The organism is Herbaspirillum sp. meg3 (genome assembly GCF_002257565.1).
In the GTDB taxonomy this organism is placed as follows: Bacteria; Pseudomonadota; Gammaproteobacteria; order Burkholderiales; family Burkholderiaceae_D; genus Herbaspirillum.
Genome location: NZ_CP022736.1, coordinates 4,944,440 through 4,969,044 on the forward strand (window position 1 = coordinate 4,944,440; position 24,605 = coordinate 4,969,044).

Annotated in this window: 16 protein-coding genes, 2 tRNA genes and 3 rRNA genes; 4 read left to right on the forward strand and 17 right to left on the reverse strand. The window is 56.7% G+C overall.

Annotated features, from left to right (window positions below):
* Window positions 1–376: 376 nt before the first annotated feature.
* The 6 genes from hmeg3_RS22245 to hmeg3_RS22270 form a co-directional block, all read right to left on the reverse strand.
* Entirely contained in the window at window positions 377–2,641 is a 2,265-nt protein-coding gene (locus hmeg3_RS22245) for a CHASE2 domain-containing protein (protein ID WP_094565685.1), read from the reverse strand.
* Window positions 2,642–2,758: 117 nt separating this feature from the next.
* Window positions 2,759–4,009: an Hsp70 family protein gene (locus hmeg3_RS22250; RefSeq protein WP_094565686.1), complete on the reverse strand. Its 1,251-nt coding sequence runs from the start codon at window positions 4,007–4,009 to the stop codon at window positions 2,759–2,761.
* Between the two features lie 143 nt (window positions 4,010–4,152).
* Window positions 4,153–5,511 carry a HAMP domain-containing sensor histidine kinase gene (locus hmeg3_RS22255; protein ID WP_094565687.1) on the reverse strand — a complete coding sequence of 453 codons (1,359 nt, stop codon included), beginning with the start codon at window positions 5,509–5,511 and terminating at the stop codon, window positions 4,153–4,155.
* Window positions 5,508–6,206, reverse strand: a complete 699-nt coding sequence (locus hmeg3_RS22260) for a response regulator transcription factor (protein WP_094565688.1) — start codon at window positions 6,204–6,206, stop codon at window positions 5,508–5,510. Before hmeg3_RS22260 ends, hmeg3_RS22255 begins: the two co-directional genes overlap by 4 nt.
* Before the next feature lie 15 nt (window positions 6,207–6,221).
* Complete coding sequence (locus tag hmeg3_RS22265; RefSeq protein ID WP_094565689.1) at window positions 6,222–7,031, reverse strand: MipA/OmpV family protein; 810 nt, start codon at window positions 7,029–7,031, stop codon at window positions 6,222–6,224.
* A gap of 113 nt (window positions 7,032–7,144) precedes the next feature.
* The gene (locus hmeg3_RS22270; protein WP_094565690.1) at window positions 7,145–8,182 is read right to left on the reverse strand and encodes an aldehyde reductase; all 1,038 of its coding nucleotides are present in this window, start codon (window positions 8,180–8,182) and stop codon (window positions 7,145–7,147) included.
* A 116-nt stretch (window positions 8,183–8,298) separates the two neighbouring features.
* Between hmeg3_RS22270 and hmeg3_RS22275 the strand changes: the two genes are divergently transcribed.
* Window positions 8,299–8,739 carry a MerR family transcriptional regulator gene (locus hmeg3_RS22275; RefSeq protein ID WP_094565691.1) on the forward strand — a complete coding sequence of 147 codons (441 nt, stop codon included), beginning with the start codon at window positions 8,299–8,301 and terminating at the stop codon, window positions 8,737–8,739.
* A 28-nt stretch (window positions 8,740–8,767) separates the two neighbouring features.
* On the opposite strand, the gene hmeg3_RS22280 is transcribed toward hmeg3_RS22275, so the two are convergent.
* On the reverse strand, window positions 8,768–9,673 hold the full coding sequence (locus tag hmeg3_RS22280; RefSeq protein WP_094565692.1) for a LysR family transcriptional regulator: 906 nt from the start codon (window positions 9,671–9,673) through the stop codon (window positions 8,768–8,770).
* A gap of 147 nt (window positions 9,674–9,820) precedes the next feature.
* Here hmeg3_RS22280 and hmeg3_RS22285 point away from each other — a divergent pair, with 147 nt between their 5' ends.
* A complete protein-coding gene (locus tag hmeg3_RS22285) occupies window positions 9,821–10,576 on the forward strand; it encodes an SDR family oxidoreductase (RefSeq protein WP_094565693.1) in 756 nt (251 codons plus the stop codon).
* Between the two features lie 18 nt (window positions 10,577–10,594).
* On the opposite strand, the gene hmeg3_RS22290 is transcribed toward hmeg3_RS22285, so the two are convergent.
* Complete coding sequence (locus hmeg3_RS22290; protein WP_094565694.1) at window positions 10,595–11,356, reverse strand: CDP-diacylglycerol diphosphatase; 762 nt, start codon at window positions 11,354–11,356, stop codon at window positions 10,595–10,597.
* A gap of 188 nt (window positions 11,357–11,544) precedes the next feature.
* On the opposite strand from hmeg3_RS22290, the gene hmeg3_RS22295 reads away from it, so the two are divergent.
* Both hmeg3_RS22295 and hmeg3_RS22300 read left to right on the forward strand, forming a co-directional pair.
* Entirely contained in the window at window positions 11,545–12,387 is an 843-nt protein-coding gene (locus hmeg3_RS22295) for an aldo/keto reductase (RefSeq protein WP_094565695.1), read from the forward strand.
* Between the two features lie 118 nt (window positions 12,388–12,505).
* On the forward strand, window positions 12,506–13,237 hold the full coding sequence (locus hmeg3_RS22300; protein ID WP_094565696.1) for a 2OG-Fe(II) oxygenase: 732 nt from the start codon (window positions 12,506–12,508) through the stop codon (window positions 13,235–13,237).
* A gap of 122 nt (window positions 13,238–13,359) precedes the next feature.
* On the opposite strand, the gene hmeg3_RS22305 is transcribed toward hmeg3_RS22300, so the two are convergent.
* The 9 genes from hmeg3_RS22305 to hmeg3_RS22345 form a co-directional block, all read right to left on the reverse strand.
* Window positions 13,360–15,480 carry a xanthine dehydrogenase family protein molybdopterin-binding subunit gene (locus tag hmeg3_RS22305; protein WP_094565697.1) on the reverse strand — a complete coding sequence of 707 codons (2,121 nt, stop codon included), beginning with the start codon at window positions 15,478–15,480 and terminating at the stop codon, window positions 13,360–13,362.
* 10 nt (window positions 15,481–15,490) lie between these two features.
* Window positions 15,491–15,955 (reverse strand): (2Fe-2S)-binding protein, encoded by a 465-nt coding sequence (locus tag hmeg3_RS22310; RefSeq protein ID WP_007875955.1) that lies wholly within the window; start codon window positions 15,953–15,955, stop codon window positions 15,491–15,493.
* A 694-nt stretch (window positions 15,956–16,649) separates the two neighbouring features.
* Window positions 16,650–16,762 (reverse strand): 5S ribosomal RNA (rrf, locus tag hmeg3_RS22315).
* Between the two features lie 139 nt (window positions 16,763–16,901).
* Window positions 16,902–19,775, reverse strand: a 23S ribosomal RNA gene (locus tag hmeg3_RS22320).
* 285 nt (window positions 19,776–20,060) lie between these two features.
* Window positions 20,061–20,136: transfer RNA gene (locus hmeg3_RS22325), tRNA-Ala, on the reverse strand.
* Between the two features lie 8 nt (window positions 20,137–20,144).
* Window positions 20,145–20,221, reverse strand: a tRNA-Ile gene (locus hmeg3_RS22330).
* 115 nt (window positions 20,222–20,336) lie between these two features.
* Window positions 20,337–21,869 (reverse strand): 16S ribosomal RNA (locus hmeg3_RS22335).
* Together the 16S, 23S and 5S rRNA genes with 2 tRNA genes alongside form the textbook arrangement of a ribosomal RNA operon.
* A gap of 692 nt (window positions 21,870–22,561) precedes the next feature.
* Window positions 22,562–23,326, reverse strand: a complete 765-nt coding sequence (locus hmeg3_RS22340; protein ID WP_094565698.1) for an enoyl-CoA hydratase — start codon at window positions 23,324–23,326, stop codon at window positions 22,562–22,564.
* Between the two features lie 75 nt (window positions 23,327–23,401).
* A complete protein-coding gene (locus hmeg3_RS22345) occupies window positions 23,402–24,598 on the reverse strand; it encodes an acetyl-CoA C-acyltransferase (RefSeq protein WP_094565699.1) in 1,197 nt (398 codons plus the stop codon).
* Between the last annotated feature and the right edge of the window lie 7 nt (window positions 24,599–24,605).

The following is a 24,605-nucleotide window of genomic DNA, read 5'->3' on the forward strand; positions in this document are numbered from 1 at the left end:
AATGCTAAACCCGCGACAACAGCCGGAAGCGCGCGATCATCGCGGGATTTCCGACCCTGTTTATTCTTCGGAGAGTTTGTTGTGCGACGGCAATTGTCATCGCCGCATTGACCCGTCGATTTCGCTGACTTCTTGTTCTTCTTTGCGCGAAATGCTCACAATGCAGATAACGTGGCGACGAAAATTACAGTGCCCGCGCCACCCACCCCGAACAGCGCGACATACTGTGGAGTATAGATACAGAGTCTATTGCCTGTCGACAAAAATCCGCAATATCGGGTATGGGTTTTCGCTTAGCTGACAACGGTCTGTCATTATCATTTCCAGACAGAAATAAAACCTTCAAAGTCTTGTCAGACGGGCATTGCAGTCAGTGTCATTTTGTTTCGAAAGTGGTCACGCCATCCCAATCGGGAGGCAAAGGATGCGCACGGAAGTAGGCAATGCGCTGCAGGTAGAGATCGTACAAACCGTGCGCATTTTCTTGCTGCAAGGCAAGGATGATTTGCTCGGCCTGATCCCATTGTTGCTGGCGCACCAGCGCCAATGCGGCGGTCCATTTGTCGAGTTGCTCGCGTTGCGTCGGCGTCAGTTCCGACGCCAATCCCAGCGGTTCAAAAATCGGCACCGGTTCGTTCTTGCCCTTGACGCGGACGCTGTCGAGTTCGCGATAGGCGAATTCCGGCGCGGCGTCGCGGGTGGCCACGCCGACCAGCACGCCGACACCGTAGACTTTGGTGATCGACTCCAGCCGTGACGACAGATTGACGGCGTCGCCCATCACTGTGTATGCCTTGCGGATCTTCGAGCCCATGTCGCCCACGCGCATGTTGCCGGTGTTCAGGCCGATGCCGATCTTCAGTGGCGGCCAGTTACGCTTGGCGAATTCTGCGTTGAGCACGATGCAGCTTTGCTGCATCTTCAGTGCCGTGGTCACAGCGCGTGCGGCATGGTCAGGCAACTCGATCGGCGCGCCCCAGAACGCCATCACGGCGTCGCCGATGTACTTGTCGAGCGTGCCGCGATTACCGCGGATGTCTTCCGACATGGCGGTCAGATAGGCGTTGATGTATTCGCGCAATTCGTTGGGCTGCAAGCCTTCCGAAATCGTGGTGAAGCCGCGCACGTCGGAAAACATCACAGTCAGTTCGCGGCTCTCGCCTTCCATGTTGTAGCTGGCGGGATTGGCAGCCATTTCGGCGACCAGTTCGGGGGCGACGTATTCACCGAACAAGTTGACGATGGCGCGGCGGTTGCGGTATTCGAACAGATAACCCCAGCCCAGATTGCAGATGAACAGCGCGGCGATCAGGATCAGCGCGGTTGCCATCGGCAACACCAGGCCGCCGCTGTCGTACAGCCAGAAGTTGAAGGCGCCGATGCCGAATGCCGTCCCCCCGGTGAGCACGATGGCCCAGAGCGGGCCGAGCAAAGGCAACAGCAAACCCAGCAGCAGGCCGATGACGGCGATCTGCACGACGTTGAAGCCGACGGAGAATTCAGGTTGCTGCTTGAAGTCGCCATCAAGAATGGAGGCGATGATATTGGCGTGAATTTCCACACCCGGATAGTTCGGACTTACCGGCGTAGCCCGCAAGTCATACAGGCCCGGCACCGTGGTGCCGACCAGCAGAATACGGCCGGCCAGATCGTTTTTGGGAATGCGTCCTTTGAGGATGTCCACCGCCGGCACATAGCGGAACGCGCCGCCGTGGATACCGCCGCGACCGCGATACGTCACCAGCGTGGTCAGGTGACGCTCGACCGGAATGAACGTGGGACGTGGTTTGGTATCAAGCGCAATCGATTCGAGCGCGCCGTAATCGCGTAGCTGCTTCTCCGACATCACGGCATCCTGCTGCAGGAAGATCGGCTTCATGCGTGTAGCGCCGAGTGCCGAGCGGGCGCTCGCCAATGCCAGTGATTCGTAGAAGTTGTCACCGACCTGTGCGATCAACGGCACACGGCGGATCAGGCCATCGCTGTCGAGCAGCGGATTGAAGAAGCCGCCGGCCTCGGCCGCTTGCTGCAATTGCGGCAGATTGGCGCCGTAGGCTTTCCATTTTGTGACATCGAGACGGCGACCGCCCAATGCGGCTGTTGTGAAGACCGGCTTGGGCAACTCGCCCTTGGCGATGGCGTCAGGTTCGTTGGAGAGGTTGTAACCCATCACCACCGGACGGCCGTTGATGGCGGCTGCCATGCGTGCGTCGAAATCAAGCTTGGGCTTGAGCGCCTGCAATTGCTGGCCGAATTGCGGCAGCGATTTCAGTTCGCTATGTGCAAGGCTTTCGAGGGTAGCGTAGCCGGAACTGTTGTCGGGCTCGGCGAACAAGACGTCGAAGGCGACGGTCTGCGCTTCGTAGCTGTCGGTCATCTTGCTGATCAGATCAGCGACGACGTCGCGGCTCCAAGGCCAGCGGCCGATTTCGCCGATACTCTTTTCGTCGATGTCGACGATGATGATGCGGGGGTCGGTCTCTACCTTGGCGATGCGCATGCGCATGTCGTAGAAGAACAAGTCGATGCGATCGGTCAGCAAGCCGGGCAGATAACCCATCACCTGCGCACCCGCCGCCAGCGTCAATACCAGCGCCAGCAACCAGCGCGCTCCGTGTTTTGCGAAGAGACGACGCACCACAGCTTTCCCCTGAGATTTATTTGTTGCGATGATGCCAGCAGTCATGGCCGATCACAACGAAATTCACGGGGAAACACCTATTACCAACAGCGTCGCCAGGCAGGCGTCAGAAAGAAATCAGGAAAATTTCCGCACGGCATCTAAGGCGAGGCCAGAACCGATACTGCCGAACAGGTCGCCTTCGACTTGCCGCGCATTCGGCACCAATGCAGCAATGCGATGACGCAACAGATGCACGCCGCTGGAGCCGCCGGTGAAGAATACCGAATCGATGGCATCGGCTTTTACGCCGGCGTCGCTCAGCAACTTGCCGACGGTCTGCTCCACCGACTGCACCAGATGATCAATGCTGGCGTCGAAATCGGCGCGTTGCAATTGCAGCGATTCCGGTGGACGCAAGCGATCCAGTTCCAGTGTCACCGACTCGCCTGCGGACAAACCGATCTTGGCGGCTTCCACTTGCAGCGCCAGCCAGTGACCGGCGCGTTGCTCAACCAGATCGAGCAGGCGCGCGAACTTCTCGCGCTCGCTGACTTCGCGATAGACATCCTGCAATTGCTGCCAGGCCTTGCGCGTGTAGATCAGGTTGATGGTGTGCCAGGTCGCCAGGTTGAAGTAGTAACCGGACGGCACTTCGCTGTTGCTGGTGAGCTTGCTGCCCAGGCCGAGCAGCGGCATGACGCTGGCCAGGCTGAGGTATTTGTCGAAGTCGGTGCCGCCGATGTGCACGCCGCCGTTGGCGAGGATGTCGTCGCGGCGCTCGGCCTTCTTGGCGCGCTCGGGCGACAGGCGCACCAGCGAAAAGTCGGAGGTGCCCCCGCCGATGTCGGCGATGAGCACCAGCTCTTCGCGATCGATGGTGGATTCGTAATCGAAGGCGGCAGCGATCGGTTCGTACTGGAAGTCGATGTGCTTGAAACCGACGGCGCGCGCGATCTCTTCGAGCGTGTCTTGCGCCAGTTGATCGGCGTCGGCGTTGTCGTCGACGAAATGCACCGGCCGGCCGAGCACCACGCTGTCGAAGCGACGGCCGGCGGAGCGTTCGCCACGCTGTTTGAGTTCACCGATGAATTGTGTCAGCAAGGCGCGAAACGGCAGCGCGCGGCCGCCGACTTCGGTCTGGCCGTCGATCATGCCGGAGCCGAGCAGGCTCTTCAACGAACGCATCAGGCGGCCTTCGTAGCCGGACAGATAGGTCGAGAGCGCAGCACGCCCGTAACTGAATTCGTTTTCATCGGCGTTGAAGAAGACCACCGAAGGCAAGGTCATCTTGCCGTCTTCCAGCGCCAGCAAGGAGGGTTGTCCCTGCCTGCTCCATCCCATCGTGGAATTGGACGTTCCGAAATCCACGCCGCAAGCGTCTGACATGCTTATCCCTGCCGTATTTTTGCAAAGGCGGGATGATATAGAAAAGCACGGCGCGTGTCTGTAGTAAAGCGGATACCTTGGCCGCATCTTTCCGCATTACGGGAAAATTGCCTAAATAACAAATAAAACCACTCGCCCGCCGCTTAATCCGCAGCGAATGAGACCTTGAAGCTGGCACCGGGCGCTGAATTTTCTGCCCGGAGACGCCAGCCATGAGTGCGTGCAATTTCTTCGCAGATCGACAAACCCAGACCTGCGCCTTCGTCACGCCGATGCGCACCCCGCCAGAAACGTTTGAACAGCATCGGCATGGCGTCGGCGGCAATACCGTCGCCGTGATCTCTGACCGTGATGCCATGCCGGTTGATATCGATGTCGACGGCACTCCCGGGCGGCGCATGATGGATGGCGTTCTCGATCAGGTTGCGCAGCAGGACGAATAGCGCGCCGCGGTCGGCGGCGACCATGACCGGCTCGTCGTTGGCGATGTCGACGACATGGACGTCACGCCGTTGGGCCAGACGTTCAAGTTGCGCAGTTGCTTCAGCGGCGATGTCTTTGACGTCGATGTCTTCCATCGCATAATTCTGGCGCTCGCTGGCTTCCGCCAGATGCAGCAGCTGGTGCACCTGCCGCGCCATGTGGTCCAGATCGCGCAGCAAGGCGCTGCGATCCTGATTTTGTCCTTCACTGTTGACGCCTTCAAGTTCGATCTGGCCGCGAATCAGTGCCAAAGGCGTCTTCAGCTCATGCGCTGCGGTGGCGAGAAATTCGCGCTGTACGCGGTAGCCGTCGTCGAGCCGTTGCAGCGCCAGATTGAACGCATTGAACAGCGGCGCCAGCTCGGTCGGCACACCGTCCAGCGAGAGACGCGCTGACAAGTTGTCGATCTGAATTTTCTCCGCCGCAGCCGATGCCTTGCGCAGAGGTTTCAACGCGCGGTGCAGCGTCCACACCACCACAAGACTGAACATCAGCATGGCGATGATGGCAGCGGCGATGGCAAGCTTTTGCGTCTTTTCGCTATCGCTGCCGAGCATCACACGGTGCATGCGTTCGCTACGCATCAGTTGCACGTAGAACTCACGGCCTTCATGGGTAAATGGCAAGGTTAGCACTTGCTGCCCTTCGCCATTGTTGACGATGCGGAAACGACTGCGTGCGGGGTCGAAACTTTCACCCTGGGGCACATACGCCGTCACGCCATGATCAGACGACAGCAGTGCCGCCCCCTGCGGATCGATGACACGATAAGCCGCATCCTGCTGAAGCACGGAATAAATCGCCGTCATCTTTTGATTCAGGCGAACGCTGTCGGGCACGCCGGCATCGCTGAAATGCACGCCAGCCAGGACACGCTCGGCATTGCGCTTAAGATCGTGACTGATCAGCATGTCCGGCCCCAGACGCAACAACAAAGCCAGCGCCAGCACGATGATGCCGCTGATGCAAGTGAGCGCGATCGCGGTAGTGGTCAGCAAGCGAAACGATAAACTTTTCATGATGAAACCTGCGCTTGTTTGCCGGCTTCGAGCAAGGCGTAGCCGTGGCCCCGGATATTGGCGATCTGCAGCGTGGAATCGATGGCGGCGAGTTTGCGGCGCAGACGATGCAGGGCGACATCGAGGGCATTGGGCGTGACCGGTTCGGACAAGCCCCACGCGCCGGCTTCCAGTGCAGAGCGCCGTACCGTCTTGCCGGCGGCGCGCACCAGCAGCAGCATCAATTGCATCTCGGCGGCGGCAAGCGATACGGAGTCGTCACCGTGACGCATGCAACCGGCGTCGGGCTCGATACGCAGACCGGCGAACTCAGGAGAGAGACTTTGCACCTGCGATGGCCGCCGCATGAGTGCACGTACGCGTGCGACCATTTCTTCCATGGAAAAAGGCTTGGGCAAGTAGTCGTCAGCCCCCGCCTCCAGCCCGGAGACGCGGTCATGCAACGCGTCGCGTGCCGTCAGCATCAGACACGGGGTCAGCACGCCGCGCGCGCGCAACTGCCGCACCAGATCGAGGCCGTCGCCATCTGGCAGGCTGCGATCCAGCACCAATACCGGGTAGGCCATCTGCGCACAACCATCAGCGGCGTGGGCGATGGTGGCGTAGACGTCGGTCTCGATGCCGGATGCGGCCAAGGCTTTTACGATCAACGCTGCCATACGCTCATGATCTTCCAACAGCGCGATGCGATTCATTGCCAGCCTCAGAGTCTAGAATTTATAGATATAGCCCAGCCGCAATCCCGGTGCTGTCGAGCGATCCACCAGCGGGCTGTCGGTAATACCGCTGCCGTAATGGGTCACGCTCAGATCAAGGAACATCGATTGCGCCGCAGTCAGGCTGTAGTCGGTGCGTAATCCTACACTGGCATTGGTGGTCGATTTGCCGGTGTAAGCTGCGCGCGTGGAGCGGACTTCCGTGGACTTTACGCCATAGTAGTAGTTAACGTAGTCATTGTTCATCCAGGTTACCCCCAGATGCGGCGTGAGCTTGACGCGTCCGACGGTGAACCCGCGCTCAGCACCCAGCTTGACGGTCTGGCCATCGCTGTTGCCGGCGGCCTTGAGCCACTCCAGCGTGAACTTGGCAAACGGCGCGCGCCATGCCGCCGAACCACCCAGCCAGAAGCCGTCCTTGCGCTCATCCATGCCATTGAGGATGGTGGCGTCGCCGGATTTGTAACCGTCATTCGAATATTTGGCACGCAAGGTGAAGTCGAACTGGCTCACGCTGCCCAGCTTGAAATCGGCCGTCGTACCGGCAACGCGGAAGTACTTGCCGTTGTATAACAGGATCGGCAATACACCGGTCTTGTTGCCGTAATCGCGATACGGACTGCGCTGAACGCCCACACCCAGGCCGAGTCCCCAGGTCGTTACGTCGGCTTTGGCATCTGCCTGGCTGTCAGCATTGGCATTGGCGTCGATATTGCCAATGACATCTTGCGCCTGCGCAAACGAAGCGCAGCTGGCTGCGACGCCAAGGACGAGGATGTTGAAGAAGGACTGGTAGTGCCGCATGAAAACTCCCGGGTTCGTATGCATCGTGTTGGAAAGGAATAGTGCGGCACGATGATCCGACAGGGAGTCTTACTGCTCACTTACCGTTTACTTACCTTTCTCTTTGCGTTCTTTTACTTTTTGAGCAACCCCAGCGCCATCAAGCTCTGCGCGCTTGCCACGATGGCGTCTTCATTGGAACGCGGTGCCCAACCCAATACCCGACGCGCCTTGTCGTTGCTGACCTGGCGCACCTTACCCAATTCCGGCACCACCAGCGCCACCGAGCGATCCAGCAGCGCAAACACGCGTAGCAACCAGTCCGGCAGCAGGCGCGTCGGCACGCGCGCTGCAGCCTCTCCCAAGCGGGCTTTCAGCATGCGTGCGACCTCCTGCAGGGGGATGCTCTTGCCGGCGACAGCAAGAAAGCGCTCACCCTTTGCCGCCGGGTCGGTCATTGCGAGCAGGTGCAATTGCGCCACGTCACGTACGTCGACGATGCTGAAGGTGATGCGTGGAAGACCCGGCATCGCACCATCCATCAGGCGCTTGATGATTTCGATCGACGTGGAGACATCGGCGCCCAATGCCGGTCCGAATACACCGACCGGATTAACTACCGATAACTCCATCGCACCACCTTCGCGCGCGATGAAGTCCCAGGCGGCGCGTTCGGCCAGGGTCTTGGATTTGTAATAAGCGGCGACCTCTGGCGCGTCGGGGTCGGTCCAGCTCTCTTCGGTAAAAGGCTGCGACGTGACCGGCACGCCGTAGCCGATGGCGGCAAAAGACGAGGTTAGCACCACCCGCCTGACGCCAGCATCGCGTGCCGCACGGAGCACGCGCAGCGTGCCTTCGCGGGCCGGCTTGATCAGATCGTCTTCATGCTTGGGCACACTGGCGGGAAACGGCGAGGCAACGTGCAGCACGAAATCGCATCCCGCCACCGCCTCTGTCCAGCCGGCATCCTTGAGCAGATCAGCAACGACAAAACTCAATGGGACGTCGGATTGCACGCCGCCTGCTTTCAGCATCGCCCGCACTTCGGCCTCGCGGGACAATGATCGCAAGGTGGTGCGCACGCGGTATCCCGCCTCCAGCAATTGCACGATGCAGTGCGCGCCGATAAATCCCGAGCCGCCTGTGACCAATACCAGTTCGCCATTTGCCATGATTTTCCTTTCAGTGTTGGGCGTCGCGGAATTCCGCTGGACGCCGGATCACAGTGATACTAAGCTTGAAGTCAGGTTGAAGGTCAAGCAGGCAACACACGTCAGCAAACGATGCCATGAAAATCAGTGAACTCGCAGAACAAACCGGGCTGACGACGTCGGCCATCCGCTTCTATGAACGCAGCGGCCTGCTGCCGTCGCCGGAGCGCGGCAGCAACGGCTATCGCAGCTATTCGGAAATCGACGTGCAGCGTGTGTATGTGATCCGCATCGCGCAGAGTCTGGGTTTTCCGCTGGACAGTATCCGTATCTTTTTCGATGAAACGCCGGCTGGCCCTGCCGATGGAACCTTGCAGAGCGTCGACCAGCGGCTGCTGGAGATGGACAAGATGATTGCCGCGCTGCAGACCCAACGCAGCGATCTGCGCATGATGCGCGAGATGCTGATAGCCAGCTGGGAAAACGATGGCTGCATTGACCCATCCGCGATGGCCAAACGCATGCAGACGCAGTTGCATACGCCCGGCACGCGGCCGACAAAGAAACCGGCGCGCTGACTATGTCATTGCGCCGGATTGACGGCCATCAGACAGAGCTCCACTTCGCAAACTCCTCGACCGCCCAATCCACGAACACGCGCAGCTTGGCGCTGAGGTGGCGATTGGGCGGATAGACGATGTAGAGCGGATGCTTGTCGCGATGCCAGTCTTCCAGTATCGGCGTGAGTATCTTTTGCTGAATATACGGTCGCGCCATGAAGCCGAAAGTCTGGCCGATGCCAAGCCCCGAGAGCAACGCCGTCATGTGCGCGGTGCTCTCGTTGACGGCCACCGCCGTGGCGGCCTGAACTTCCAGCGCTTCCCCGTCGCGGGTAAACATCAAGGGAAACGGGCGGCCGGTCAGCGACGAGAAATAACCGACGATGCCATGGTTCCGCCCAAGTTCTGCGGGATCTTTGGGCTTGCCGTGTGCCTTGAGATAGCCGGGTGTAGCGCAGGTAACGTAGTCGAGCTCGGCAATACGGCGCGCTACCAATGTCGAATCCTGTAAAGCGCCGCCGCGGATGACGCAATCGACCGCATCGCCCACCATGTCCACCGAGCGATCGCTGACGCCAAGATCGAGCTGGATGTCGGGATATCGCTTGCGAAAGTCCGGCAGCGCAGGAATCAGTATCAGACTGGCGAGCGACGAGCCGATGTCGATGCGCAATCGCCCTTTCGGTTGCGCCCGCGCACGCCCGGCGGCGGCATCCATGTCTTCCAGCTCGCCGATCAGCCGCAACGCACGCTGGTAATAGGCCGCACCTTCAGGCGTGACGGTGACGCGGCGCGTGGTCCGTTGCAGCAGCTTGGTGCCGAGATGACTTTCCAGCTCCTGAATCAGTTTGGTGACGGTCGGCTTGGGAATGTCGAGCGAATCGGATGCCTTGGTGAACGTGCCGGCTTCAGCGATGCGCACGAAGACGCGCAGGGCGAGTAACTGATCCATCGGTCTTCCTTTCAACTTGCGGCCAGCCCTTGGCCCGGCCCGTATTATTCACATACAGAAATTATTATTTAATAAATACCATATTTATTCACAAATCAGATAGCTATATCGTTCTCCTACACCTTAACCACTCCTTAGGAGAACGAAATGAGCAAGAAACTGGACAACAAAATCGCCCTCGTTACCGGCGGCACCAGCGGCATCGGCCTGGCAACTGCCAAGGCTTACGCAGAGCAAGGCGCGAAGGTATTTATCACCGGTCGCCGTCAGGCAGAACTGGACGCTGCAGTCAAAGCGATTGGCGACAATGCCGTCGGCGTACAAGCCGATTCCACCAAGCTGGCCGATCTGGATCGCGTATTCGACATCATCCGTACCAAGGCCGGCCGTCTGGATGTGCTGTTTGCCAACGCCGGTGGCGGCAACATGCTGCCGCTGGGTCAGATCACGGAAGAACATTTCGACGAGACCTTTGACCGCAATGTGAAGGCCGTCGTCTTCACCGTGCAAAAGGCCTTGCCGCTGCTGTCGCGCGGTGCCTCGGTGATCCTCAGCGGATCGACCACGACCACCATGGGCACCGCCGCCTTCAGTATCTATAGCGCAACCAAGGCTGCGGTACGCAATCTGGCGCGCAGCTGGACGCTGGATTTGAAAGAAGCAGGCGTGCGCGTGAATGTCATCAGCCCGGGACCGATCCGCACCACAGGTCTGGTTGAGCTGGCCGGCAATGACCCGGCGCAGCAACAAGGTTTGCTGGACTATCTGGCCAGCCAGGTGCCGATGGGCCGTGTCGGCGAGCCGGAAGAAATCGCCAAGGCGCTGGTGTTCCTCGCATCGGACGACAGCAGCTATATGAACGGCGCAGAGATGTTTGTGGATGGCGGCATGGCGCAGGTGTAAAGGCTATCCGGTACGAATCTACTTCGCAATGGCGCAGCCGTGGTCTAGCAAGACCTCGGCGCTGCCATGTTCCCCCTTGTCGAAGTTGACCGGCATGTTGATCAGATAAAAACCTTCGTCGCCATCGTCAAAACGTCCGCCGGTCAGCAGCAGCGATTGCGCACCCATCGACGTGGCGGCATGCGCGGTGCGCGCAGCAGCCAGCTTGAACGGATCCTGCGTTTGCAAGGCGTCACCGCTCAGCCGCATGACGGAATAGACATGGCCGTCAAGCGTCAGCGGCATCCACTTGCCGAGAGGGTCGCGCCGATGCGCCGACAATCGTTGCGGCAAGTCAGTGCGCATGCAGTCGATGTGGATATGCAGCTGCAACTGGCTGCGTGCTGCGGCGGAGTTGATCTCAAGCCCGACCTGGCTCGACTCCAGCGGTCGGCCAAGTGCATCGCCGACGCGGTGGCGTTGCTCCCAGGCATAGCGCCAGTAATTGGGCGCATCGGCTTGCAGCAGCTCGCGGCTTTCGATACCGGACAGGCGCGTGGTCGGGATGAGCAGGTATTGCGCCGCGCCGACGATGTCCTTGAGGATGATGAAACCACGTTCGCGATCGACCATGGCGCACGGTTTGGGATCGCCGTTTTTCTCGCTGTTGGGTACGCATTGCTGGCTGACGATCTGCCAAAGCGCGTCGGGATTGGCAGCTTGCGTTGGCGTGCTGAAGCTGATGCTGATGCTGAGCGCAACAAACAATGTCGAGAATGACAAAAGACGAAATGGGTACATGATTTGATGTGACGTGATGGTTTGAATCTGCCAGCCTGCTTTATCTTAATGCAAGAATGTGTCGATCCGGTTACAGCTTTTTAGCGTAAGGAAGACGGGCATCTGTGATCGCTGAAATTCGTCGTCGGCAAATGAGCGCAAGCTGCGCTACATTGTAGGTTCCAGCTATCTTGCGTGACGGAGCCTGCATGAACGCCATTCCTACCATTACACTCAGCAACGGTGACCGCGTACCCGCGCTTGGTCAGGGCACCTGGAACATGGGTGAGTCGGCCGCACGGGCTGCCGATGAGGTGCGCGCCTTGCAGCACGGCATCGAGCTTGGCATGACGCTGATCGATACCGCCGAAATGTACGGCGACGGCGGCGCGGAAAAAGTTGTCGGCAGAGCCATTGCCGGTCGCCGCGATCAAGTCTATCTGGTCAGCAAGGTGTTGCCTTTCAATGCCTCGCGTCAAGGCACGATCAAAGCCTGCGAAGCCAGCCTGAAACGCCTGGCGGTTGATCGCATCGATCTCTATCTGCTGCACTGGCGCGGCACGCCGCCATTTGCCGCCACCATTGAAGCCATGGAGACGCTGATCGATCAGGGCAAAATCGGCGCCTGGGGTGTCAGCAATCTGGACAACGAGGATATGGCTGAATTGCTGGAACAAGACAATGGCCACCACGTGCAGGTCAATCAAGTTCTGTACAACCTTTCCCGGCGCGGCGTAGAGTTCGATCTGCAGCCTTATTGCACCGAGCAGAATATCGCCCTCATGGCCTACTCGCCAATCGAACAAGGGCGCATTCTCAAGGATGCGACGCTGACCGCCATCGCCAAACGCCATGGCGCCACGCCGGCGCAGGTCGCACTGGCGTGGACGCTGCGCCGGCCAGGTGTGATTTCGATTCCCAAGGCGTCGACCTTGCAACATGTGCAAGACAATCGTGCGTGCCTGGACGTGGTGTTGGACGCCACCGATTTGGCCGAGCTGGATAAGGCATTTCCACCACCGAAAAAACGCCGCCCGCTGGAGATGCTGTAACCGTATTCCACGGAAGATCGCCAGCTCGCCGATCCCGCTGGATTCAAAAGCAAGCGCCGGAGTGTTGCCCCACCGTCTTCTTCCTACACTGTCCGCTGACATGTGAAAGGATGAATCGATGAATACCGTTGCGGAACGTTCCAATGCCATCGCACAGCGCGCGCATGCGCTGCGCTGGCAAGAAGTCGGCGCAGAGCTGAATCAATATGGCTGCGCCCGCTTGCCGGCGTTACTGACGCCACCAGAATGCGATGCGCTGATTGCGCGCTATTCCCGCGACGAAATCTATCGCAGCCGCGTGGTGATGGAACGTCACGGTTTCGGACAGGGCGAATACAAGTATTTCAGCTATCCCTTGCTGGAAATCATCGGTGAATTGCGTAATGCCTTTTATCCGCATCTGGCGCCGCTCGCCAATCGCTGGAACGAGGCGATGGGTGTCGACGTGCGTTATCCCTCCGCACACGAACAATTCATCGCGCGCTGCCATGCTGCCGGCCAATTAAGACCGACGCCGCTGATCCTCAAATATCAGACGGGCGACTATAACTGCCTGCATCAGGATTTGTACGGCGAACATGTCTTTCCGATTCAGATGGCAATTTTGCTGTCTGATCCCGGACGCGATTTCAGCGGTGGTGAATTCGTCATGACCGAACAGCGTCCGCGCATGCAATCGCGCGCCGAGGTGGTGCCGCTGCGCAAGGGCGATGCGCTCGTATTCGCCGTCAACGAACGGCCGGTGCAAGGTACGCGCGGGTTCTATCGGGTCAAAATGCGCCACGGCGTCAGCCGTTTGCGCTCCGGCAATCGCTATACGGTGGGCGTGATTTTTCATGACGCACTGTGAGGATTTCTGCATCCACGCTTGATGCGTTTGACGGCTGATTCAGAAACAAAAACGGCACTCTCGCATTGAGCGAGAGTGCCGCCATGTTGACTGCAATCAGATGCTGTGGCGATGCGCTGCGGTCACGCGGACTTGATGTTGTCCGGCGACAGCGGGATCTTGCGCACACGTTTTCCGGTAGCTGCGAACAAGGCATTCGCAACGACCGGGCCAACCAAAGCCGTTGCCGGCTCACCGATGCCGCCCGGCTTCTCAGTACTCTTGACCAAGGTCACGTCGATGCGTGGCATCTGCGACATGCGGATGACCGGATAGTCATGGAAGTTGGTCTGCTGCACGCGGCCTTTGTCGAGCGTGATTTCCGCGCCGAGTGTAGAGGACAGGCCAAAGGCAATACTCGACTCAAGCTGCGCTTGCACCGTGTCTGGATTGACCATTTGCCCGAGGTCGGCGACAACCCAGATTTTATGTACGGTGATTTCGTTGTCTTTCACCGATATCTCCGCGACTTGCGCCATGTAGGTGTCATAGCCCTCCATCAAGGCGATGCCGCGGCTGCGTCCTGCGGGCAACGGCTTGCCCCAGCCGGCCTTGGTCGCAGCAGTTTTGAGTACGTTGGCGTAACGCGGCTGCTTGTCGAGCAAGGCCAGACGGTATTGATAAGGATCCTTGCCGGCGGCTGCGGCCATTTCATCGATGAAACTTTCGTTGGCAAAGGCATTGAGCGCATGGCTGACAGAGCGCCAGTAACCGACACGCAGGCCGCTGTCGTGTTCGATCAATTCCTGAGTCATGTTGGGGATGTCGTAGCCCACCACCGACGCTTCGGCCATGAACGGATCCAGTGTCCCCTTCGGCAGGCCAAAGGCGCGTTGCGTCACCGATTGCGAAGTCAGCTGGAACGTCAACGCCACCGGCTTGCCGGACGCATCGAGTCCTGCCGCCATGCGATGGAAGGCCATCGGTCTGTAGAAGTCATGCGTGGTGTCGTCTTCGCGGCTCCAGAGCAGCTTGACCGGCTTGCCGACGGCTTTGGAGATCTCGGCGGCCTGCACGGCAAAGTCGTATTCCAGACGCCGGCCGAAGCCACCGCCGAGAAAGGTTGTTTTGACGGTGACGTCCTCCGGTTTCAGTCCCAGCGCAGCGGCGACATTGCCTTGCGTACCTTGCTGAAATTGTGCCGGGCCGACGACCAGGCATTTGCCGTCCTTGTAGTCGGCGGTGAAGTTTTGCGGTTCCATGGTGGCGTGCGCCAGCAGCGGTGACCAGTATTCAGCCTGCATGGTCTTGGCTGCGGTTTTCATGGCGGCATCGGCATCACCGGTTTTCTTGATCGGCGTCGGTGCATCCTTGGCGTTGCGAATGCCTTCCATCATGGAAGCATTGTCGATCTTTGCGACCGGGCCTTCGTCCCAGGTAATCGTCAGCGCTTCACGCGCTTTCTTGGCGTGCCAATAGCTGTCGGCCACGACGGCAACGCCGTCGCGAATTTGCACGACATCGATCACGCCCGGCATGGCCTTGGCTTTGCTGGCATCGAAGCTGGTGACCTTGCCGCCGATGACGGGGCATTGTTCAAGCGAGGCGTACACCATGCCTGGCAATTTGACGTCAATGCCATAGACGGCCTTGCCGTTGACTTTGGTTGGTGTATCGAGGCGCTTGGTGGCCTTGCCGATAATCTTGAAATCCTTGGGATCCTTCAAGACCACATCTTTTGGAACGGGTAACTTCGAAGCCGCGTCCGCCAGTTCGCCGTATGTCGCCTTGCGTCCACCCGGCCCGATTACCTTGCCGTCGCTGACGTGCAATTTGTCGGCGCTGACCTGCCATTTTTCTGCCGCTGCACTGATGAGCATGGTGCGGACCTGCGCCCCGGCGATACGTAGTTTTTCCCAGCCTTCTCGTACCGATGTGGAGCCGCCTGTGAGTTGGCCTCCGAGCAATGTATTGGTATAGACCTCGCCGACCGGCGCGATCTCGACTTTGACTTTGCGAATGTCGACGCTGAGTTCTTCCGCGATCAGCATCGGCATGGACGTGTAGACGCCCTGCCCCATTTCCGAGCGGGCCGAAATCAGCGTAATGGTATTGTCGTCGGCGATATGCACCCACGCATTGGGCGTATGCAATGTTCCTGCAGCTTGCGCTTCGATGATTGCACCTGGCAGACTGACACCCAGCGTCAGGCCGCCACCGACCACTGCCGTGACCTTGAGAAAATCGCGTCGTGTAGTTGTCATGATTTTCTCCTCAGGCCTTGCGCATTTCCGCAGCGGCGCTCTTGATGGCGGCACGAATGCGGTTATAGGTGCCGCAACGGCAAATATTGCCGCTCATGGCGTTTTCGATATCCGCGTCGCTCGGATTTTTATTCGTGCGCAACAAGGCTGCGGCGCTCATCAGTTGTCCCGATTGGCAATAGCCGCATTGAGGCACATCGTGCGCGATCCAGGCTTTTTGAAGAGGGTGGGAATTGTCTTTGGAGAGGGATTCGACTGTTGCGACTTTCTTGCCTGCCGCTGCTGACACCGGGGTCTGGCAAGAGCGTATTGGCGCGCCGTCGAGTTGCACGGTACAGGCACCGCACAAGGCCATGCCGCAACCAAATTTTGTGCCGGTGAGACCGATTTCATCGCGGATCACCCACAGCAACGGGGTGTCCGGTTCCGCCTTCACTGTGACTTGCTTACCGTTGAGGTTAAAGCTCGTTGTCATCTTTTTGCTCCTCCGACGTCCTGTTGGGTAGAACATCGGGGAAGACGTCAATCCGTCCGGATGTCCATGCCTGGCGCGATCGAGAGTACTGCAGAGAATATGGCGGTGGCAGCTTTGCGGGGTGTTTTGGCCCAGCCCCGTCTCGATTGCGTTTGCGTTTGCGTTTGCGTTTGCGTTTGCGTTTGCGTTTGCAGATAATAGGCTTATCTGAAATTTTTTGCAGGGAGATTTTCTCGCTATTCCCGACTGAATATGGCGATGGTAGCGGATTTCGGGATGATGAGAGCAGGCACTCCCCGTCGCTATCCACTTTTTCTTCGGTTTATTTTTTTACAGTTTCGGAGAGATCTTTGCAGCTATTTCCGATGAGTTGAGCGGCGTTTTTGCCTTTGAAATGTGGCGATGTATAGAAATGAAAGCCTGGGTAGATCGTAGACCTTCAGAATTCGTCGCACAACACAATTCAAATACGGAAATTGGGCATTGAGAAGAGCGCGAGGCAGCTGGGATTGCCGTTAAAGCGAATGGATTGTTGATGCAGGAAGGAGAATTGATCGGCGAGAAAAGGGGTAATACGAGGAGAAGCTTCTCGGGTTGGAGAGATTAGCGGCGTTGTCTGCCTGCTTGCTGTAATTGTGGATTGGACAGCAAAAAGCCCCACACCTGATGGTATGGGGCTTAAGCTTAATTAATAGCCTGACGATGACCTACTTTCACACTGGTTGCAGCACTATCATCGGCGCGAAGTCGTTTCACGGTCCTGTTCGGGATGGGAAGGGGTGGTACCAACTTGCTATAGTCATCAGGCATAACTTGTAGTGTTGCTTGGGTCCAATTGGAACTAGGATGGCCAAACAACGCAATCTGGGAAGAAGTAAATATATTTTGGTGTGATGCACATTGGCAAACACATTTTAAACTCTAAAGCTATAACAGCTAATGTTATAGGGACAAGCCACACGGGCAATTAGTATCAGTTAGCTTAACGCATTACTGCGCTTCCACACCTGACCTATCAACGTCCTGGTCTCGAACGACCCTTTAGGGGAGTTAAACTCCCGGGAAGTCTCATCTCAAGGCGAGTTTCCCGCTTAGATGCTTTCAGCGGTTATCTCTTCCGAACTTAGCTACTCGGCAATGCCACTGGCGTGACAACCGATACACCAGAGGTTCGTCCACTCCGGTCCTCTCGTACTAGGAGCAGCCCCCTTCAAACTTCCAACGCCCACGGCAGATAGGGACCAAACTGTCTCACGACGTTTTAAACCCAGCTCACGTACCACTTTAAATGGCGAACAGCCATACCCTTGGGACCGGCTACAGCCCCAGGATGTGATGAGCCGACATCGAGGTGCCAAACTCCCCCGTCGATATGAACTCTTGGGAGGAATCAGCCTGTTATCCCCAGAGTACCTTTTATCCGTTGAGCGATGGCCCTTCCATACAGAACCACCGGATCACTATGTCCTACTTTCGTACCTGCTCGACTTGTCAGTCTCGCAGTTAAGCACGCTTATGCCATTGCACTATTAGCACGATGTCCGACCGTACCTAGCGTACCTTCGAACTCCTCCGTTACACTTTGGGAGGAGACCGCCCCAGTCAAACTGCCTACCATGCACTGTCCCCGATCCGGATAACGGACCAAGGTTAGAACCTCAAACAAACCAGGGTGGTATTTCAAGGATGGCTCCACAGAAACTGGCGTTCCTGCTTCAAAGCCTCCCACCTATCCTACACAGATTGGTTCAAAGTCCAATGCAAAGCTACAGTAAAGGTTCATGGGGTCTTTCCGTCTAGCCGCGGGTAGATTGCATCATCACAAACATTTCAACTTCGCTGAGTCTCGGGAGGAGACAGTGTGGCCATCGTTACGCCATTCGTGCAGGTCGGAACTTACCCGACAAGGAATTTCGCTACCTTAGGACCGTTATAGTTACGGCCGCCGTTTACTGGGACTTCAATCAAGAGCTTGCACCCCATCATTTAATCTTCCAGCACCGGGCAGGCGTCACACCCTATACGTCCACTTTCGTGTTTGCAGAGTGCTGTGTTTTTATTAAACAGTCGCAGCCACCTTTTTATTGCAACCCTTTCGTCCTTCAAGCGCAGGCCTGTCAAACTACTAGGGCGTACCTTATCCCGAAGTTACGGTACAAATTTGCCGAGTTCCTTCTCCCGAGTTCTCTCAAGCGCCTTAGAATACTCATCTCGCCCACCTGTGTCGGTTTGCGGTACGGTCTCGTTAGACTGAAGCTTAGAGGCTTTTCTTGGAACCACTTCCGATTGCTTCGCGAACAAGTTCGCTCGTCCCATACCCTTGAATTACGCTGCCGGATTTGCCTAACAGCCTTCTCTGATACAGAAACCGGGACATCCAACACCCGGACAACCTTCCGCGATCCGTCCCCCCATCGCATCTAACGACGGTGCAGGAATATTAACCTGCTTCCCATCAGCTACGCATCTCTGCCTCGCCTTAGGGGCCGACTCACCCTGCTCCGATGAACGTTGAACAGGAAACCTTGGGCTTACGGCGTGGAGGCTTTTCACCCCCATTATCGCTACTCATGTCAGCATTCGCACTTCTGATACCTCCAGCATCCTTTACAAGACACCTTCGCAGGCTTACAGAACGCTCTCCTACCATATCAATAAATTGATATCCGCAGCTTCGGTGACTGGCTTAGCCCCGTTACATCTTCCGCGCAGGACGACTCGATCAGTGAGCTATTACGCTTTCTTTAAAGGATGGCTGCTTCTAAGCCAACCTCCTGACTGTTTTAGCCTTCCCACTTCGTTTTCCACTTAGCCAATCTTTGGGACCTTAGCTGGCGGTCTGGGTTGTTTCCCTCTTGACGCCGGACGTTAGCACCCGACGTCTGTCTCCCAAGCTCGCACTCATCGGTATTCGGAGTTTGCAATGGGTTGGTAAGTCGCGATGACCCCCTAGCCATAACAGTGCTCTACCCCCGATGGTGATACTTGAGGCACTACCTAAATAGTTTTCGGAGAGAACCAGCTATTTCCAAGTTTGTTTAGCCTTTCACCCCTACCCACAGCTCATCCCCTAATTTTTCAACATTAGTGGGTTCGGTCCTCCAGTGCGTGTTACCGCACCTTCAACCTGGCCATGAGTAGATCACTTGGTTTCGGGTCTACACCCAGCGACTGAACGCCCTATTCGGACTCGATTTCTCTACGGCTTCCCTATTCGGTTAACCTTGCCACTGAATGTAAGTCGCTGACCCATTATACAAAAGGTACGCAGTCACCCCTTACGAGGCTCCTACTGTTTGTATGCACACGGTTTCAGGATCTATTTCACTCCCCTTCCGGGGTTCTTTTCGCCTTTCCCTCACGGTACTGGTTCACTATCGGTCGATTACGAGTATTTAGCCTTGGAGGATGGTCCCCCCATGTTCAGACAGGATTTCACGTGTCCCGCCCTACTTGTCGCAAGCTTAGTTCCACACTAATGATTTCGTGTAAGGGGCTATCACCCTCTATGGCCGGACTTTCCATTCCGTTCCACTATCAAAAATGCTAAATCTTGCAGGCTGGTCCCATTTCGCTCGCCACTACTTTGGGAATCTCGGTTGATTTCTTTTCCTGCAGCTACTTAGATGTTTCAGTTCGCCGCGTTCGCTTCACAGACCTATGTATTCAGTCAGTGATACCCTTGCGGGTGGGTTTCCCCATTCGGAAATCTGCGGATCAAAGCTTGTTTGCTAGCTCCCCGCAGCTTATCGCAAGCTACTACGTCCTTCATCGCCTGTAATCGCCAAGGCATCCACCATGTGCACTTATTCACTTGTCCCTATAACGTTAGCCTCTCTTCCGAGAGATCGTTATAGAGCTTTTTGAGTTTAGCGTTTGCCGTATTGCCAAAGTAAGTCTTCTAATTGCTAAGATCACTTCGTAATACTTTGATTGATACAATCACACCCATCAACTTCTCACACAAGGATCGAAATCCTGGCGCGCGTCGTTGACGAATACTTTACTTCTTCCAGATTGTTAAAGAACAAAAACAGCTATTGATCACTAAAAGACCAAACCTAAATCCACACGCGTTTTGCATGCGACTTAGGTTTGACGTTTCTGGTGGAGGTTGACGGGATCGAACCGACGACCCCCTGCTTGCAAAGCAGGTGCTCTCCCAGCTGAGCTAAACCCCCGAAACTTTTGGTGGGTCTGGTTGGGCTCGAACCAACGACCCCCGCGTTATCAACACGGTGCTCTAACCAGCTGAGCTACAGACCCGCTTGGATCAGTAATCAGAGCCAGCATGCAGGCATTGCCTGCGCCGCAACCGAATAACTGTTCTTCTTTACTAACAGACGATAAGTGTGGACGCTTAACTTCATGCGCACTCTAGAAAGGAGGTGATCCAGCCGCACCTTCCGATACGGCTACCTTGTTACGACTTCACCCCAGTCACGAACCCTGCCGTGGTAATCGCCCTCCTTGCGGTTAGGCTAACTACTTCTGGCAGAACCCGCTCCCATGGTGTGACGGGCGGTGTGTACAAGACCCGGGAACGTATTCACCGCGACATGCTGATCCGCGATTACTAGCGATTCCAACTTCATGTAGTCGAGTTGCAGACTACAATCCGGACTACGATACACTTTCTGGGATTAGCTCCCCCTCGCGGGTTGGCGGCCCTCTGTATGTACCATTGTATGACGTGTGAAGCCCTACCCATAAGGGCCATGAGGACTTGACGTCATCCCCACCTTCCTCCGGTTTGTCACCGGCAGTCTCATTAGAGTGCCCTTTCGTAGCAACTAATGACAAGGGTTGCGCTCGTTGCGGGACTTAACCCAACATCTCACGACACGAGCTGACGACAGCCATGCAGCACCTGTGTTACGGTTCTCTTTCGAGCACATCCAAATCTCTTCGGACTTCCGTACATGTCAAGGGTAGGTAAGGTTTTTCGCGTTGCATCGAATTAATCCACATCATCCACCGCTTGTGCGGGTCCCCGTCAATTCCTTTGAGTTTTAATCTTGCGACCGTACTCCCCAGGCGGTCTACTTCACGCGTTAGCTGCGTTACCAAGTCAATTAAGACCCGACAACTAGTAGACATCGTTTAGGGCGTGGACTACCAGGGTATCTAATCCTGTTTGCTCCCCACGCTTTCGTGCATGAGCGTCAGTGTTATCCCAGGGGGCTGCCTTCGCCATCGGTATTCCTCCACATATCTACGCATTTCACTGCTACACGTGGAATTCTACCCCCCTCTGACACACTCTAGCCGTGCAGTCACAAATGCAATTCCCAGGTTGAGCCCGGGGATTTCACATCTGTCTTGCACAACCGCCTGCGCACGCTTTACGCCCAGTAATTCCGATTAACGCTTGCACCCTACGTATTACCGCGGCTGCTGGCACGTAGTTAGCCGGTGCTTATTCTTCAGGTACCGTCATTAGGCAAGGATATTAGCCTCACCCGTTTCTTCCCTGACAAAAGAGCTTTACAACCCGAAGGCCTTCTTCACTCACGCGGCATTGCTGGATCAGGCTTGCGCCCATTGTCCAAAATTCCCCACTGCTGCCTCCCGTAGGAGTCTGGACCGTGTCTCAGTTCCAGTGTGGCTGGTCGTCCTCTCAGACCAGCTACTGATCGTCGCCTTGGTGAGCCTTTACCTCACCAACTAGCTAATCAGATATCGGCCGCTCCACGAGCATGAGGTCTTGCGATCCCCCACTTTCATCCTTAGATCGTATGCGGTATTAGCTAATCTTTCGACTAGTTATCCCCCACTCTAGGGCACGTTCCGATATATTACTCACCCGTTCGCCACTCGCCACCAGGAGCAAGCTCCCGTGCTGCCGTTCGACTTGCATGTGTAAGGCATGCCGCCAGCGTTCAATCTGAGCCAGGATCAAACTCTTCAGTTCAATCTCTGTTTTGCCATTTCTGGCTGATTCTTGCGAATCGGTCACTCACTCAAAATACTGACAGATAATTTCTTACCTATATTTCTTTGTGAGCGTTTAAATATTTAAAGTTTCCAGACCCGAAAGTCTGTCGCACTTCATTAAACGCCCACGCTTATCGACTGTTAATTTTTAAAGAACCTTGACTGCTTCGCCGCAGTATCAACTACCGCTTGCGTCGCCAACAAATCGTTTTGTTTGTCAGCAGCAGAGAAACGAGATTATGTAGTGTTTTTTAATTTGCGTCAACATCTTTTTTAACGCCTCACTAAAAATTCTTACTGCAACTTCTCACTTCCAAAAACCTGTTTTACTTTCCCCAACCTCTTCAAATCTGCGCTGCCTTGCGGCTTGCTGCATCGCTGAATCAGCGGGGAGGCGAACTATAGCAAAGCTCCCGCCAATACCGCAACCCCTTTTGCGAAATTATTTGAACTTTCTTTACCCACCAGCGGGAAACCCTTGCCAGTTCTGGATTACAGGACGAACAAAAGTCAAACCCAAAAGCACGAAGCCCATCCCTGACGGGATGGGCTTCGTTTTCTCTATCTATATTCGCTTCTATATATAGGGATGTCGTACAGTTGGAAACTCAATACTTATACAACGACGATCACGACACCCGATTGCGCTCGCCCAGCCCACCCAAACAATCAGACGAACTTCGTAAAGTCCGGCTTACGTTTTTCGAAAAAGGCTGTGAAAGCCTCCTTCGCTTCCGGCGCCGTCAGCATCTTCGCAAAGTGTTCAATCTCCGCCGTCATCTGCGTTTCCGTTGCAGCGACACGGTTCTTCTTCATTAATTGCTTGGTCACACGAATCGAACTCGCCGGCAGCGCCGCCAGCTTGGCCGCCTGCTTTTGAGCGAAGGGCAGCAACTCTTCCACCGTCATGACACGATTGACGATACCCATATCGCGCGCTTCGGCAGCGTCGAAAGCTTCACCCAGCAATAGTTTCTCGGCGGCACGCTGATAGCCGACCAGATGCGGCAGCAGCAATGAGGAGGCGGCCTCAGGGCACAAGCCCAACTGTGTGAAGGGCATCGAGAAGCGCGCATTGTCTGCTGCGTAGACCAGATCGCAATGCAACAGCAGCGTGGTGCCAATGCCAACAGCGACGCCGGAGACGGCGGCAACCACCGGCTTGCTGGCGTGACTGATCTCCCACAGGAACTTGAACACCGGCGCATCTTTACTATTAGGAGGATTCTTGAGGAAGTCCTCCAGATCGTTGCCTGCAGTAAATGCCTGCGCCTTGCCGGTGAACAAAATAGCACGCACGGCGCTATCGGTCTCCGCGTCCCTCATGGCGTCGGCCAACTGTTGATACATCGCAGCGGTAATGGCGTTCTTCTTTTCCTCGCGATTGAAGCCGATGGTCAGAATGCCATTTTCTTTGGTGATTTGAATATCCATATGTCTCCGATAAAAAAAGCCGCACGGCCAGTGACTGTGCGGCTTGATTCCTAAACTTGTCGTTGGGGTGCTGACTTACATGCGTTCAAAAATACCAGCCGCGCCCATACCCGTACCGACGCACATGGTGACCATGCCGTACTTCAGGTTTTTGCGGCGCATTGCGTGGATGGTGGTCGCTGCACGAATCGCGCCGGTCGCGCCCAGCGGATGGCCGAGTGCAATCGCGCCGCCCATCGGGTTGACCTTGGACGGATCCAGACCCAGATCCTGAATCACCGCCAGCGCTTGCGCCGCGAAAGCTTCGTTCAGTTCGATCCAATCCAGCTGATCCTGAGTGATGCCGGCCGCGCGCAGAGCAACGGGGATAGCTTCCTTCGGACCGATGCCCATGATTTCCGGTGGTACGCCGCGCACTGCAAACGAGGCGAAGCGCGCCAGCGGCGTCAGGTTGAATTGCTTGAGGATTTTTTCGCTGACCAGGATCAACGCACCTGCGCCGTCGGAAGTCTGCGAGCTGTTGCCTGCAGTAACGCTGCCCTTGGCGGCGAAGACCGGCTTCAGCTTGGTCAGTGCTTCGATGGTGCTGTCAGCGCGCGCGCCCTCGTCCTTGTTGACGGTACGGGTCTTGATGTCGATCTGACCGGTGGCCAGGTTAGGGAAGCGTTCGATGATGTCGACCGACGTCGTTTCATCGTTAAATTCGCCGGCCAGTTGCGCAGCAATCGCCTTCTGATGCGAGGCCAGAGCGAACGCGTCCTGCGCTTCACGCGAGACCTTCCATTGCTGGGCGACTTTTTCAGCGGTCAGGCCCATGCCGTAGGCCATGCCGATATTTTCATCCTTGAAGGCACCCATGTTGATCGACGGATGGAAACCCATCATCGGCACCATGGACATTGACTCGGCGCCGCCGGCGATCATGACATCGGCCTGGCCGACGCGGATACGGTCTGCCGCCATTGCAATCGCGGTAATGCCGGATGCGCAGTAGCGATTGATGGTTACGCCGCCGATGGTGTTCGGCAAGCCGGCCAGCAGCACGGCGTTACGCGCCATGTTGAGGCCTTGTGCGCCTTCAGGGAAAGAACAGCCGATGATGGCGTCTTCGATCAATTTCGGATCGAGACCCGGGACTTGCGCAATAGCGGATTGAATCACACGCACCAGCAGGTCGTCCGGGCGCACGTTCTTGAACATGCCGCGCGGTGCTTTGCCGATCGGGGTGCGCGTCGCAGCGACGATGTAGGCGTCTTGAAGTTGTTTGGTCATTTATGGC

Coding starts and splice junctions, on each gene's coding strand:
- hmeg3_RS22250 (WP_094565686.1), bottom strand. CDS start 4,009: ATGTCAGACGCTTGCGGCGTGGATTTCGGAACGTCCAATTCCACGATG.
- hmeg3_RS22255 (WP_094565687.1), bottom strand. CDS start 5,511: ATGAAAAGTTTATCGTTTCGCTTGCTGACCACTACCGCGATCGCGCTC.
- hmeg3_RS22260 (WP_094565688.1), bottom strand. CDS start 6,206: ATGAATCGCATCGCGCTGTTGGAAGATCATGAGCGTATGGCAGCGTTG.
- hmeg3_RS22265 (WP_094565689.1), bottom strand. CDS start 7,031: ATGCGGCACTACCAGTCCTTCTTCAACATCCTCGTCCTTGGCGTCGCA.
- hmeg3_RS22270 (WP_094565690.1), bottom strand. CDS start 8,182: ATGGCAAATGGCGAACTGGTATTGGTCACAGGCGGCTCGGGATTTATC.
- hmeg3_RS22275 (WP_094565691.1), top strand. CDS start 8,299: ATGAAAATCAGTGAACTCGCAGAACAAACCGGGCTGACGACGTCGGCC.
- hmeg3_RS22280 (WP_094565692.1), bottom strand. CDS start 9,673: ATGGATCAGTTACTCGCCCTGCGCGTCTTCGTGCGCATCGCTGAAGCC.
- hmeg3_RS22285 (WP_094565693.1), top strand. CDS start 9,821: ATGAGCAAGAAACTGGACAACAAAATCGCCCTCGTTACCGGCGGCACC.
- hmeg3_RS22290 (WP_094565694.1), bottom strand. CDS start 11,356: ATGTACCCATTTCGTCTTTTGTCATTCTCGACATTGTTTGTTGCGCTC.
- hmeg3_RS22295 (WP_094565695.1), top strand. CDS start 11,545: ATGAACGCCATTCCTACCATTACACTCAGCAACGGTGACCGCGTACCC.
- hmeg3_RS22300 (WP_094565696.1), top strand. CDS start 12,506: ATGAATACCGTTGCGGAACGTTCCAATGCCATCGCACAGCGCGCGCAT.
- hmeg3_RS22305 (WP_094565697.1), bottom strand. CDS start 15,480: ATGACAACTACACGACGCGATTTTCTCAAGGTCACGGCAGTGGTCGGT.
- hmeg3_RS22310 (WP_007875955.1), bottom strand. CDS start 15,955: ATGACAACGAGCTTTAACCTCAACGGTAAGCAAGTCACAGTGAAGGCG.
- hmeg3_RS22340 (WP_094565698.1), bottom strand. CDS start 23,326: ATGGATATTCAAATCACCAAAGAAAATGGCATTCTGACCATCGGCTTC.
- hmeg3_RS22345 (WP_094565699.1), bottom strand. CDS start 24,598: ATGACCAAACAACTTCAAGACGCCTACATCGTCGCTGCGACGCGCACC.